At 70.8% G+C, this 13073-nt stretch carries 14 protein-coding genes; 13 read left to right on the top strand and 1 reads right to left on the bottom strand.

Annotated elements, in window-relative coordinates:
• The first annotated feature begins 24 nt into the window (after positions 1-24).
• The 13 genes from BZG35_RS08470 (at position 25) to BZG35_RS08530 (ending at position 12057) form a co-directional block, all read left to right on the top strand.
• Positions 25-2007: a conjugal transfer protein TraG gene (locus BZG35_RS08470; RefSeq protein ID WP_077355248.1), complete on the top strand. Its 1983-nt coding sequence runs from the start codon at positions 25-27 to the stop codon at positions 2005-2007.
• A 57-nt stretch (positions 2008-2064) separates the two neighbouring features.
• Positions 2065-2502: a CopG family transcriptional regulator gene (locus BZG35_RS08475; protein ID WP_077355249.1), complete on the top strand. Its 438-nt coding sequence runs from the start codon at positions 2065-2067 to the stop codon at positions 2500-2502.
• A 211-nt stretch (positions 2503-2713) separates the two neighbouring features.
• Entirely contained in the window at positions 2714-3622 is a 909-nt protein-coding gene (gene trbB / locus BZG35_RS08480) for a P-type conjugative transfer ATPase TrbB (protein ID WP_077355250.1), read from the top strand.
• A 30-nt stretch (positions 3623-3652) separates the two neighbouring features.
• A complete protein-coding gene (locus BZG35_RS08485; protein ID WP_077355251.1) occupies positions 3653-3997 on the top strand; it encodes a TrbC/VirB2 family protein in 345 nt (114 codons plus the stop codon).
• Positions 3997-4278 (top strand): VirB3 family type IV secretion system protein, encoded by a 282-nt coding sequence (locus tag BZG35_RS08490; protein ID WP_253189317.1) that lies wholly within the window; start codon positions 3997-3999, stop codon positions 4276-4278. Before BZG35_RS08485 ends, BZG35_RS08490 begins: the two co-directional genes overlap by 1 nt.
• 1 nt (position 4279) lies before the next feature.
• Positions 4280-6757, top strand: a complete 2478-nt coding sequence (gene trbE, locus BZG35_RS08495; RefSeq protein WP_077355253.1) for a conjugal transfer protein TrbE — start codon at positions 4280-4282, stop codon at positions 6755-6757.
• Positions 6754-7491, top strand: coding sequence for a P-type conjugative transfer protein TrbJ (gene trbJ / locus BZG35_RS08500; RefSeq protein ID WP_077355254.1), 738 nt, complete (start codon positions 6754-6756; stop codon positions 7489-7491). The genes trbE and trbJ overlap by 4 nt, the downstream gene beginning before the upstream one ends.
• Positions 7488-7754 (top strand): putative entry exclusion protein TrbK-alt, encoded by a 267-nt coding sequence (gene trbK-alt / locus BZG35_RS08505; RefSeq protein ID WP_077355255.1) that lies wholly within the window; start codon positions 7488-7490, stop codon positions 7752-7754. The genes trbJ and trbK-alt overlap by 4 nt, the downstream gene beginning before the upstream one ends.
• Positions 7751-9013, top strand: a complete 1263-nt coding sequence (trbL, locus tag BZG35_RS08510) for a P-type conjugative transfer protein TrbL (RefSeq protein WP_077355256.1) — start codon at positions 7751-7753, stop codon at positions 9011-9013. Before trbK-alt ends, trbL begins: the two co-directional genes overlap by 4 nt.
• The gene (trbF, locus tag BZG35_RS08515; protein ID WP_077355257.1) at positions 9014-9703 is read left to right on the top strand and encodes a conjugal transfer protein TrbF; all 690 of its coding nucleotides are present in this window, start codon (positions 9014-9016) and stop codon (positions 9701-9703) included. It abuts the gene before it with no gap.
• Positions 9700-10641, top strand: coding sequence for a P-type conjugative transfer protein TrbG (trbG, locus tag BZG35_RS08520; RefSeq protein WP_077355258.1), 942 nt, complete (start codon positions 9700-9702; stop codon positions 10639-10641). The genes trbF and trbG overlap by 4 nt, the downstream gene beginning before the upstream one ends.
• A 142-nt stretch (positions 10642-10783) precedes the next feature.
• Positions 10784-11818, top strand: a complete 1035-nt coding sequence (locus tag BZG35_RS08525; RefSeq protein ID WP_253189318.1) for a TrbI/VirB10 family protein — start codon at positions 10784-10786, stop codon at positions 11816-11818.
• Positions 11815-12057, top strand: coding sequence for a DUF2274 domain-containing protein (locus BZG35_RS08530; RefSeq protein WP_077355260.1), 243 nt, complete (start codon positions 11815-11817; stop codon positions 12055-12057). Before BZG35_RS08525 ends, BZG35_RS08530 begins: the two co-directional genes overlap by 4 nt.
• Here BZG35_RS08530 and BZG35_RS08535 read toward each other — a convergent pair.
• On the bottom strand, positions 12029-12922 hold the full coding sequence (locus BZG35_RS08535) for a LysR family transcriptional regulator (protein WP_171981916.1): 894 nt from the start codon (positions 12920-12922) through the stop codon (positions 12029-12031). The two genes, BZG35_RS08530 and BZG35_RS08535, sit on opposite strands and share 29 nt — an antisense overlap.
• Positions 12923-13073: the final 151 nt, after the last annotated feature.

The raw sequence follows: 13073 nt of genomic DNA on the forward strand, positions 1-13073 counted from the left end.
CCCTTTCCTTGCCAGGAGACGACCATGACCGGTGCCCGCGTTCTGTGGGGCTCGCTCCTCGCCGTCGCCGCCCTGACGCTGATGGGCGTCTGGGGCGCGACCCAATGGGTGGCCTGGCGACTCGCCTTCCAGCCCGAGCTCGGTCCGCCCTGGGTCGTGCTGGGGTCGATGCCCGTCTATCCGCCGCCGGCCTTCTTCTGGTGGTGGTTCGCCTTCGAGGCCTATGCGCCCGCGATCTTCTATGAGGGCGCGGCCATCGCCGTCGGGGTCTCGCTCGGCGCGGTCGCGGTGGCCATGGCGCTGTCGCTGTGGCGGGCCCGCGGGGCCCAGCGGGTCACCACCTATGGCTCGGCCCGCTGGGCCGATCATCGCGATGTCGCGCGCGCCGGCCTGCTGGGCCCCGACGGCGTGGTGCTGGGCCGCTGGAAACGCGCCTATCTGCGCCACGACGGGCCCGAACATGTGCTCTGCTTTGCCCCCACCCGCAGCGGCAAGGGGGTGGGGCTGGTGGTGCCCACTCTGCTGACATGGCCAGGCAGCGTCCTCGTCCACGACATCAAGGGCGAGAACTGGACCCTGACGTCCGGCTGGCGCGCCCGGTTCGGACGGGTGCTGCGTTTCGATCCGACCGATCCCGGCTCAGCCGCCTACAATCCGCTGCTCGAGGTGCGGCGCGGCCCGACTGAAGTCCGTGACGTTCAGAACATCGCCGACATCCTGGTCGATCCCGAAGGGGCCCTGGAGCGCCGCTCTCATTGGGACAAGACCAGCCACGCCCTCCTGGTCGGGGCCATCCTCCATGTGCTGCATGCCGGGACGGACAAGACCTTGGCCGGTGTGGCGAGCCTGTTGTCCGATCCTGCCCGCTCGATCGAGGCGACGCTCCAGGCCATGATGCGGACGAACCACCTCGGCGACCGGCCTCATCCGGTGGTGGCGGCCTCGGCGCGCGAACTCTTGAACAAGTCCGACAACGAGCGGTCGGGCGTCGTCTCCACCGCCCTGTCGTTTCTGAGCCTCTATCGCGATCCGGTGGTGGCGGCGGTCACGGCACGCTGCGACTTCCGCATCTCCGACCTGGTCGAGGCCGACCGGCCGGTCAGCCTCTATCTGGTGGTGCCGCCGTCGGACATCGCCCGCACCAAGCCCCTGATGCGGTTGCTGCTCAACCAGATCGGCCGGCGGCTGACCGAGGATCTCGACCCCGGCCACAGGCGTCGGCTTCTGCTGATGCTGGACGAATTCCCGGCGCTCGGTCGGCTCGATTTCTTCGAGACGGCCTTGGCCTTCATGGCCGGCTATGGCCTGCGCGCCTTCCTGATCGCCCAGTCGCTTAACCAGATCGAGAAGGCCTATGGCCCGAACCACGCCATTCTCGACAACTGCCATGTCCGGGTCGCCTTCTCGACCAATGACGAGCGCACCGCCAAACGCGTCTCCGATGCGCTCGGCACCGCGACCGAGATGCGGGCGATGAAGAACTATGCGGGCCACCGGCTGTCGCCCTGGCTCGGCCATCTGATGGTCTCGCGCCAGGAAACCGCGCGGCCGCTTCTGACCCCCGGTGAGGTCATGCAGCTCCCACCGACCGACGAAGTGGTACTGGTCTCCGGCCAGCCCCCCATCCGCGCCACCAAGGCCCGCTATTACGCGGATCCCGACCTGGCGGCGCGCATCCTGCCGGCCGCGCCCTCCGGCGTTAGCGGCGGGTCGCGCTCTCGTGGGTTCGCCCCGGATTGGACCGATGTCGAAACCCCGCCCGGCAATGGACGCGCGGCCGGCAGTGCGCCTGCTGACGACAGTGACGACGACGGCGGGCTGGGTCGCGCGCCCGAGCTGGACCCGGAAGCGGGCGAGGGGAGGGCGGACGCGGTGCCCACGCCCGAGTTCGACTTCGACGATCCGGACGGGTCCGGGACAGAGGCCGTCGAAGACGAACGGCTCATCCGCTTCCGGGCGGCGGCGCGTCAGGCGTCGCTCGATCCCGACGATGGGCTGGAGCTCTGATCCTCAAACGTGGGCGCCGGCTTTCGGACCGGATCAGGCTCGAAGAAAGGAACGTCTGTGAAGAAGATCCAGCTGTCGATCTATCTCGAGCCGGACCTGTTGGCGCAGCTCGAGGCCTTCGCCGACCGGCGCGGGCGGTCGCGCTCCCTGGTCGCCGAAGCCGCCATCGCCGCCTTTCTGTCGCCCGACACGGCCGAACGGTCAGAGGCCGTCCTGGTGCGCCGCCTGGACCGGTTGTCGCGCCAGGCCGACCGGACCGAACGTGACTTGGGCATCGCCTTGGAAACCCTGGCGCTGTTCATCCGCCACTGGCTGACCGTCACCCCGCCCACACCCGAATCAGGCCAGGACGCCGCCCGGGCGCGCGGACAGGCCCGCTATGCCGACTTCCTGGAGGCCCTGGGCCGCCGCCTGGCCTCTTCGCGTCGCTTCACCCGCGACCTGGCCCTGGACGTGGCGGCCTCGGCCCCCTCGGACCCGTCCATCGACGACTGACCCCACCGCCGTCCGCAAGTCATCGCACGCTGCCCCACGACTACGCCCAGACTTCTGTTGCGAAGGCCGAAAAACCAGCCTTCTTGCTCGGCTCCTCGGACGCCGAAACGCGACGTCCTCTTCTCCAAGCCGCGCTGGCGCGGCTTGAAACCGGAGCCAGGCCGTGACGATCGTGCCTCTACGAATTGAAACCGCTGCCCGGGGTGCGCGCATGCTGCGGACCGCGCTCGGGCCCGCCATCGCCGCCTGGCTCGACCAGGCCGATGTGGTCGAGGTCATGCTCAACCCCGACGGCCGGCTCTGGCTCGACCGGCTGTCCAGCGGTCTGGAGCCGACCGGCCAGACCTTGTCCGCCGCCGATGGGGAGCGGATCGTCCGCCTCGTCGCCCACCATGTGGGGGTCGAAGTCCATGCCGGGGCCCCGCGTCTGTCCGCCGAATTGCCTGAGGGCGGCGAACGCTTCGAAGGTCTGCTGCCCCCGGTGGTCGCCGCGCCCAGCTTCGCGATCCGCAAACCCGCCGTCGCCGTCTTCACCTTGGCCGACTATGTCGCCTCGGCTGTGCTGACGACGGGCCAGGCCGAGGCGCTCGAACAGGCGGTGCGGTCCAGGAAGAACATCCTGGTCGCGGGCGGCACCTCCACCGGCAAGACCACCTTGGTCAATGCCCTGCTGGCCGTGGTCGCCCAGACCGACGATCGGGTGGTGCTGATCGAGGACACCCGTGAGCTCCAGTGCCGCGCCCCCAATCTGGTGGCCCTGCGCACCCAGGACGGGGCGGCCAGTCTGCGCGACCTGGTCCGTTCGGCCCTGCGGCTGCGCCCCGACCGGATCCCCATCGGCGAGGTGCGCGGGGCCGAGGCGCTCGATCTGCTCAAGGCCTGGGGCACCGGCCACCCCGGGGGCCTCGGCACCCTCCATGCCGGCTCGGCCCGCGGCGCCCTCCACCGGCTCGAACAGCTGGTCCAAGAGGCCGTCCCCGTCGTGCCCCGCGCTCTGATCGCCGACACCGTCGATGTCCTGGCCGTCCTGTCCGGTCGGGGCGCGGCCCGCCGCCTGAGCGAACTGGTCGCCGTGGAGGGCCTCGACGCCACCGGCGCCTACCGCCTCGCCTCTCTCTGATCCTCACCCCCACACCCGGAGTTCTGCCCCATGGTTCGTTTGTCGTTCCTTCCCGTCTCGCCGCGCCGTCGCGCGTTCGCCGCGCTCGCCGTGGGCCTCGGTGCCGCCCTCGTCCTGTCCCCCGCCGCCGAGGCCGCGGGGTCGGGCATGCCCTGGGAGGCCCCGCTGCAGCAGGTCCTGGAATCGATCGAGGGGCCGGTGGCCAAGATCGTCGCCGTCCTCGTCATCATCACCACGGGCCTGGCCCTGGCCTTTGGCGAGAGCCAGGGCGGGATGCGCAAACTCATCCAGATCGTCTTTGGCCTCTCGATCGCCTTCGCCGCCTCCAGCTTCTTTCTGACCTTCTTCTCCTTCGGCGGCGGGGCCCTGGTCTGATGGACACCCCCGAACCGATGGTGGGTCCTGTCGCGGGGTTCGTCGCGCCGCTGCATCGCGCCCTGACCGAGCCTGTGCTCCTGGCCGGGGCGCCCCGCTCCTTGGCCATCCTCAACGGCACCCTGGCCGCGGCCCTCGGTCTCGGTCTGCGGCTCTGGCTCGTCGGCTTGGTCCTGTGGCTCGTGGGTCATGCGGCGGCGGTCTGGGCCGCGCGGCAGGATCCGCTCTTCGTCGAGGTGGTCCGCCGTCACCTGCGCTATCCCGCCTGGATGGAGGCCTGACATGCTGGCGCTCCGCGAATACCGCCGCCAGGCGCAGAGCCTGTCCGACTATCTGCCCTGGGCCGCTTTGGTCGCGCCCGGCGTGGTGTTGAACAAGGACGGGTCTTTCCAGCGCTCGGCCCGGTTCCGGGGCCAAGATCTGGACTCGGCCACCGACGCCGAACGGGTCGCCACCGCCGCCCGCTTGAACAGCGCGCTCCGTCGGCTGGAATCAGGCTGGGCCGTCTTCGTCGAGGCCCGGCGCGACCCGGTCGCCGCCTATCCGCTGTCCGAGTTTCCGGATGGCATTTCGGCCCTCGTCGAGGCCGAACGCCGTGCCGCCTTCCAGGACGCCGGCGTCCATTACGAGAGCCACTACACCCTGACTCTGGTCTGGATGCCTCCGGCGGAACGGAGCGCCCGGGTCGAGACCTTTTTGTATGACGGCAAGGATCGCGGAGGGATTGATTGGCGAGAGGCGCTGGCGGGGTTCGTCGACCGGACCGACCGGCTCGGGGCGTTGCTCGAAGGGGTCCTGGCCGAGTTCGCCTGGCTCGACGACGCCGAGACCCTGACCGCGCTGCATGCCTCCATCTCCAACCGTCGTCACCGGGTCGGCGTGCCCGAAACCCCCATGTATCTGGACGCCCTGCTGGCCGATCAGGACCTGGTCGGCGGGCTGTCGCCGCGCCTGGGATCGCACCATCTGCGCGTCCTCACCGTCACCGGTTTTCCCGGCGCGACCTGGCCAGGTCTGCTGGACGAGCTCAACCGTCTGGCCTTTCCCTATCGCTGGACCACGCGCGCGATCTGCCTGGGCAAGACGGAGGCCACCAAGCTTCTGGCCAAGGTCCGCCGCCAATGGTTCGCCAAGCGAAAATCCATCCTCGCCCTGGTCAAGGAGGTCATGACCAACGAGGCCAGCGCCCTGGTCGACAACGACGCGCAGAACAAGGCGGCCGACGCCGACGGGGCCTTGCAGGATCTCGGCGCGGACCTGGCGGGCTACGCCTATGTGACCACGACGATCGTGGTGTCCGATCCCGACCCGACCGTGGCCGACGCCCAAGGACGGCTGATCGAAAAAACCCTCCAGGGGCGTGACTTCACCGTCAAGGTGGAGACGGTCAATGCGGTCGAGGCCTGGCTGGGGACCCTGCCGGGCCAGGTCTACGCCAATGTCCGATCCTATCCGCTCTCGACCCTGAACCTGGCCCACATCCTGCCAGTCTCGGCCGTCTGGGCCGGGCCAGAGCGGGACGATCATCTGGCCGGCCCGCCGCTTCTGCAGGCGGTTACCGACGGCTCGACCCCCTTCCGCTGGTCGCTCCATGTCGGCGACGTCGGCCACACCCTGGTGGTTGGCCCGACGGGCGCGGGCAAGTCGGTCCTGCTGGCGATCATGGCCCTGCAGTTCCGCCGCTATCCGGGAGCCCAGGTTTTCGCCTTCGACTACGGCGGCAGTCTGCGGGCGGCCACCCTGGGCATGGCCGGCGACTGGCACGATCTCGGGATCGGCGGGGAGGGGGGTGACGAGGACACCGACCGCGCCGTCTCGCTCCAACCCCTGGCCCGGATCGGCGACCCGGAAGAGCGGGCCTGGGCCGCGGACTGGCTGGCGGCTCTGTTCGGGCGCGAGGGCGTCCCCGTCACCCCCGACCTCAAGGTCTTGCTGTGGTCGGCCCTGACCAGCCTGGCCTCGGCCCCGATCGGAGAACGCACTCTGACCGGCCTTGGCGTTCTCCTGCAGTCGGCGGCTTTGAAAGCCGCGCTCCAGCCCTACACCCTGGCCGGGCCCTGGGGCCGGTTGCTGGACGGCGACCAGGAGACGCTGGGCGATCCGGCGCGCCTCGCCGGGGTCCAGACCTTCGAGACCGAGGGGCTGATCGGCGCGCCCGCTGCCCCGGCGGTCCTGGCCTATCTGTTCCACCGTATCGAGGCGCGGCTCGACGGCCGCCCCACCCTGGTCCTGATCGACGAGGGCTGGCTGGCGCTGGACGACCCGGCCTTCGCCGACCAGCTCAAGGTCTGGCTCAAGACGCTGCGCAAGAAGAACGCCTCGGTGGTCTTCGCCACCCAGTCCCTGGCCGACATCGACGCCAGCCCGCTGGCCCCCGCCCTGATCGAGAGCTGCCCGACCCGCATCCTGCTGCCCAATCCCAGAGCCCGCGAGCCCCGCCTGCAGGCCGTCTATGCCCGCTTCGGCCTGAACGCCCGCCAGATCCAGCGGCTGGCCGAGGCCACCCCCAAGCGGGACTATTACCTCCAGTCTCGGCTGGGCGACCGGCTGTTCGATCTCGGCCTCGGCCCCGTCGCCCTGGCCGTCTGCGGAGCCTCCGGCAAATCCGACCAGGCCCTGATCGCGGCCGTCTGGGCCGAAGCGGGACTGAAGGGGTTCGCCGCCGCCTGGCTACGCCGGCGCGGCCTGGTCTGGGCCGCCGATCTCTTGGCCGACGCCCCCACCCCCGAGCCCGCCCTCAACCCGGAGCCTGTTCCATGAGCCGCCGTCCGTCCTTGCCTGTCCTCGCCCTCGCCGCTGGTCTGGGCCTCGGCCTCGCCGTCCTGCCCCTGTCCGAGACCCTGGGCCGGGCGCAGGCCCAGGCGGTTGTCTATGACCCCACCAACCACGCCCAGAATGTGCTCCAGGCCGCGCGTGCCCTGGAGACCGTCAACCACCAGATCGCCTCGCTCCAAAACGAAGCCCAGATGCTGATTGGCCAGGCCCGTAATCTCGCGAGCCTGCCCTATTCCTCGCTCGACACCCTCCGCGCCCAAGTCGCCCGCACCCAGCAGCTGCTCGGCGAGGCCCAAGGCCTCGCCTATGACGTCGGCCGGATCGAGACCGCCTTCTTGCAAGGAAACTACGCGGGCCCGACCACCGCCACCCCCGATCGCGCCCTGATCGAGCGCGCCCGCGCCCGCTGGGCCGACCAAGTCGCGGCCCTGCAGGACGCCTTGAAGCTCCAGGCCCAGGTGGTTCAAGCCACCGGCGTGACGGGCTCGGAAATGGCGGCCCTGATCGACCGCAGCCAGGGGGCCCAGGGCGCGCTCCAGGCGGCCCAGGCGGGCAATCAGCTGCTGGCCGTCCAAGCGCGCCAGCTGGCCGACCTCGCCGCCTTGACGGCGGCGCAGGGGCGCAGCAGCGCCTTGGCCGAGGCCGATCGTGCCGCCGAACGGGCTGAGGCGCGTGAACGCTTCGCCCGCTTCATGGGCCGTGCTGGGACGGAGCCATGACCGCCTTGCGCGCCCTCTCGGCCAAGGGCTGGGCCGCCCTGGCTGGCGGACTGTTGATCACGGGTCTGGTCCTGGCAGCCCTGGCCGCCGCTGTGCAAACCCCGCCCGCCGGTCCGGCGGCTTCCGACCGACCCCGCGCGACCGTCTCGGCCGAGCTCGACCGCTGCCGGGCGCTCGGCGTGGACGGCGGCGCCGACCCGGTTTGCCAGGCCGCCTGGAAGGCCCGCCGCGACGCCTTCTTCGGCAAGGGGGATGGATCGTGAACGATACCGGCGTCATCGACCGCTTCTTCCAGGTCTTCAGCCAATACATCGATTCCGGCTTCGGGCTTTTGGGCGGGGAGGTGGCCTTTCTCGCCACCACCCTGGTCGCGATCGACGTGACCCTGGCGGCCCTGTTCTGGAGCCTGTCCCACGGCGAGGACGTCCTCGCCCGGCTGATCAAAAAGACCCTGTTCGTTGGCCTATTCGCCTTTCTGATCGGCAACTTTCAGCTGCTTGCCGACATCGTCTTCCGCTCGTTTGCCGGTCTGGGGCTTCAGGCCGGCGGCGGCACCCTGTCCGCCGAAGACTTCCTGCGGCCCGGCAAACTGGCCAGCGCCGGGATCGAGGCGGGGCGGCCCCTGCTGGAAGCGGCCTCGGAGCTGTCGGGTTTTCCGGGCGTGTTCGAAAACCTTGTCCAGATCCTCGTCCTACTCGCCGCCTTTCTGGTCGTTATCGTCGCCTTCTTCGTCCTGGCGGTGCAGCTGTTTGTCACCCTAATCGAGTTCAAGCTCACCACCCTGGCCGGCTTTATCCTGGTGCCCTTCGGCCTCTTGGGTCACACCGCCTTCCTGGCCGAACGGGTGCTCGGCAATGTCGTGGCCTCCGGGGTCAAGGTCCTGGTCCTGGCCGTCATCGTCGGCATCGGCTCGACCCTGATGGACGGCTTCGTCCAAGATTTTTCTGCCGCCCAGCCGACCCTGGAAGAGGTCCTGGCCCTGGCGCTCGGAGCGCTCGCGCTCCTGGGCCTGGGCATCTTCGGCCCCGGCATCGCCACCGGCCTCGTCTCGGGCGCCCCCCAGCTCGGCGCGGGCGCCGCGGTCGGCACCGGGGCGGCCGTCGCCGGCCTTGCCATGGCCGGGGCGGCGGGGGTATCCGGTGCCGCCGGGGCCGTCGGCGGGCTCGGCGCGCGTGGTGCAGCGGGCGGCGCGGCCGCATCAGCCGCCGCCCGGCCCACGCCCGAAGGTGGCCCTTCCGGGCCCCGCCCGTCGTCGCCCAGCGCGAGCGGCGGGGCGGGCACCAGCCCCAAACAAGGCGAACCCCAGACCCGTCCGAGCCCCGGGCCGACGGGGTCTTCAAGACCCTCGACCGATGCGCCCACCGGCTCGTCCACCCCCACGACCTCAGCTGACGCGCCGACTTGGGCGCGTCAGATGAAGAGAGATCAGGCCGTGTCCCACGGGGTCGCCGCCGCCGCCCATGCGCTGCGGTCCGGCGACAGTGGCGGGTCGGCCCAGGTCAGCCTCAAGGAGAGCGACTAGATGGTCCCGTTCAAACGGGCCGGTGTCCGCTACGGACAGACCCCGGCCCCCGAAACCCCCTATCAGCGCGCGGCCCAAGCCTGGGACGACCGGATCGGCTCGGCCCGCGTCCAGGCCCGCAACTGGCGCCTTGCGGCCCTGAGCTCGCTGGTCTTGTCCGGCGGGCTGGCCGCCGGCCTCGTCTGGACCACGGCCCGCGGCAGCGTCACCCCTTGGGTGGTCGAGGTCGATCGCCTCGGCCGGGTCCAAGCCGTGGGGCCGGCGGCGGCGGGCTACCGCCCCACCGACCCCCAGATCGCGGCCCGCCTGGCCGATTGGATTCGCGAGGTACGGTCCTTGCCGGCCGATCCTGTGGTGCTGCGCGATCAATGGCTTCGCGCCTATGCCCTGACGACGGGCCAGGGTGCCCAAGCCCTGAACGCTCAGGCCCGGTTGTCGGACCCCTTCGCCCAGGTCGGGCGGGCCCAGGTCTCGGTCGAGGTCTCCAGTGTGGTCCGGGCCTCGCCCGACAGCTTCCGCGTCGCCTGGACCGAGCGCCGCTATGTTGATGGGGGCCTGGCCAGCACCGAACGCTGGAGCGCGATCCTCACCGTCGTCCTCCAACCCCCCCGCACCCCCGACCAGATCCGCGCCAATCCCTTGGGCCTCTATGTCACGGCCCTCGACTGGTCTCGGGAGCTCGACCAATGACCCGGCTAGCCATACTTCTTGTGCTTCCTGCCCTGTCCGCCTGCGCCCTGTCGCGACCCGCGCCCGCTCCGGCGTTGCTGCCTACCCCGGCCATCGTCACCGCGCCGCTCGCCGACGCCCCGCAGTCCGCCCCGACACCGCTCCCACCGCTCCCGGACACCGCCGTGCCTTATCGGGCCTTGTCGCCCCACCCGGAGGACGACCTGTCACCCTCGGAAGCCATAGCGCTCGCCCGTGTGGAGCCCTCGGCCTCGGGCTGGCGCGGCGCGGTTCAGGTCTATGATTATGATCCCGGGGCTCTGTTCCAGGTTTGGACCGCCCCCGGCCAGGTCACCGACCTCGCTCTGCAACCCGGCGAGCGGCTGGTGGGCTCCGGGCCCATCGCCGCCGGCGATACCGCCCGCTGGATCCTGGGCGACACCATCAGCGGGGCGGGGGCGGGGGTTCAGGTTCATGTCCTTGTCAAGCCGACCGAGCCGGGCCTGCACACCAATTTGATCCTCAACACCGACCGCCGCACCTATCGGCTGGAGCTGCGGTCTCGGTCGCAGGACCCCATGCCGGCCGTGGCCTGGCGCTTTCCGGCCGAAGAGGCGGCGGCCGCCCAAGCCGCTTTGAGCGCTGCGCTGCCCGTCCCGCCCTGGACACCGCCGCCGGTGATCGAGGCCGGCTATCGGATCGAGGGACCGGCCGTGGCCTGGCGACCCCTTCGCGCCTGGGACGACGGGGTCCGGACGGTGATCGAGTTCGCGCCCGATATCGTCACCCGCGACCTCCCGCCTCTGTTCCTGGTCGGCCGGCGCGGGCGGTCCGAACTGGTCAACTACCGGGTTCGCGACCGCTGGATGATCGTCGACCGGCTGTTCGACCGCGCCGAGCTGCGTCTCGGCGACCGCGCCGGCGAAGTGCGCGTGCAGATCGTGCGGGGGGATCGCTGAGATGAGTGAGTTCGAGTCCATCCCCGGAGGCCTGGCGTCGAATAGCCCGAAGGGCGATCGCGCAAGAGATAAGGCTCTCACGGAACAGCTTCGCCTTCGCGTCGCTCCGCCCCGCGTCGTTCGTCTTTCGAAGAAGGCGTTGATGCTTCTCGGTGGGACGGCTGGCCTGGCTCTGGCCGCCGCCCTGACCTTCGCCCTGACCGACAAGCCGGACCAGGTCGTCGGGCCGTCCGACGCCGAGCCCGTCTCGACCGCTCCGAGCGAAGCCATCACCCGTTTGCCGCGGACCTATGGTGACTTGCCGCAAGGCGTGCCGGACCTCGGTCCACCCCTGCCTGGGGATCTGGGGGGCGCCATGGTCGCGGCCGGAACCGAAGGCAGCGCGCCCCGGATCGGCGACGTCCCGCCAGCCGTGCCCGCCCCGGTCGCCGCCTCGGCTGGCCCGAGCCCGGCGGAAACGGCGCGGATCGCGGCCCGAACGAGCGGGCTTTTTTTCGCGGCTGCCGGAGGCGCGCCATCGGCCGCTCCTGAGACGGGTCCGTCTCCGAGGAACGGCCTCACAGGGGAGGGAGGCCTCTCGGCTCCAACGTCCCCCTATGTGCTTCAGGCTGGAACCCTGATCCCTGCCGCCCTGATCACCGGGGTGCGGTCCGATCTGCCGGGCCCGGTCATCGCCCAGGTCACCCAGACCGTCTATGACAGCCCGACCGGTCGCCATGCGCTCATCCCCCAGGGGACGCGGCTGATCGGGGCCTATGCCCAGGCCTCCAGCGTCGGCCAGAGCCGGATCGGCCTGGTCTGGAACCGGATGATTCTGCCCGGTGGCCGCTCCATCGCCCTGGAAGACCAGCCGGGGGCGGACGCCCAGGGATTCGTGGGCTTGCAGGACAGGGTCGACCGCCATTGGCGCAGGTTGTTTGCCACCGCCACCTTGTCGACCGTGCTCGGCCTCGGCGCGGCCCTGTCCGAAGACGACGGGAACGGCGAGGAGTCCGAGGTCGCCCGGGCCCTGCGTCGCGCGCTCGGAGAGACGGGGAACGGCGTCGGCCAGGCGGCGGTGGGACGTCAGCTGGACCTCGCCCCGACCCTGACGCTTCGACCCGGGCACCCTTTGGTCGTCCTGGTCACCCGAGACCTCGTCTTGCCGCCGCAGTCCCGGTCGGAGATCACGCGATGACCGCCTCCAAGACACTTGGCCGCGCTCCGCTAAAGCTGACCGCCCTGCACGACGACAAGCCGGTCAAGGTGACGATCGAGCTAGAGGCTCGGCTCCACCGCGACCTGGTGGCCTATGCGGAGGCCTTTGCCGCCCAGACCGGCCAAACCGTCGAGCCCCAGCGGCTGATCGCCCCCATGCTGGCCCGGTTCATCGCCTCGGATCGCGGCTTCACCCGGGGTCGGAGCCAGGCCGACTGAGGCGGCGGGCCAAGGCCAGAAAGCGGACAAGCACGGGGTTGTCGGTCTCGGGACGCCACAGCGCCGTGACGGTCATCACGGCGCTGTCGCCAGCCAGGTGCGTGGCCTTCAGGCCGGGCCCTAACCCCTCGGTCGCGCTCTCGGGCAGCACGGCCCAACCCAAGCCGGCGGCCACCAGCCCCGGCAAGCTGGTCAGGGCGCAGTCCTGGGGCCGGAAATCCAGCACCGGACCGCCCAGGCCCGCGACATAGGCGGAAAAGGCGGCCGCCGGATCGTCCAACCGACACAGCAGCGGCCGCCCGGCCAGGTCGGCCCAGCTCGTCGTGGGTCCTGGGCCGGCATCCAAGGGCGCCACCACCATCAGCCGTTCACGCCACAGGGGCTGGCGCCGCAGCGGGCCCGCGTCGGTCGGAGCCGTCGCTTGCGCGATCAGGATCAGATCCAGGCGCTCGGCCGTCAGGGCGGCCGCCAAGCCGGTCGCCCCCGCTTCCGTCAAGCTCAAGGTGACCTGCGGATGGGCCGCGCGAAACGCGGCGATCAGTCGGGCTGCCGGCCCCGAGGCGAAGGACCAGAGAAACCCCAGGCGCAGCGATCCGGTCTCCCCACGCCCGGCGGCAGCGGCCCGGTCGGCCAGCCGGTCCAGGTCCTCGACCAGCCGCGCCGCCTCGGCCAGATAGGCGGTCCCGGCGGCGGTGGGGCGCAACCCGTTGGGCAGCCGCTCGAACAACGACACCCCGAGCTGGTCTTCGAGCGACCGCACTGTGCGGCTGACGGTGGCCGCGTCCAAGCCCAAGGCCTTGGCCGCGCTGCGAAAACTGCCGGCTCGCGCCGCCGCCAACGCCATCCGGTCGGACCGGGCGTCCATCAGCGCTCGGCTCCCAGTCCAGCACGATGATCGGGCCTCGGAATGCAAACAACACAACCCAACATAGGCATAAAACGCCTGACCGGCGAAAAACCGCAATCGACAATAGGTAAAAGTTGGTGGCTCCGCCCGCGCTCCGACCTTGTCCAAA

Origin of the sequence: Brevundimonas sp. LM2 (genome assembly GCF_002002865.1) — a bacterium.
In the GTDB taxonomy this organism is placed as follows: Bacteria; Pseudomonadota; Alphaproteobacteria; order Caulobacterales; family Caulobacteraceae; genus Brevundimonas.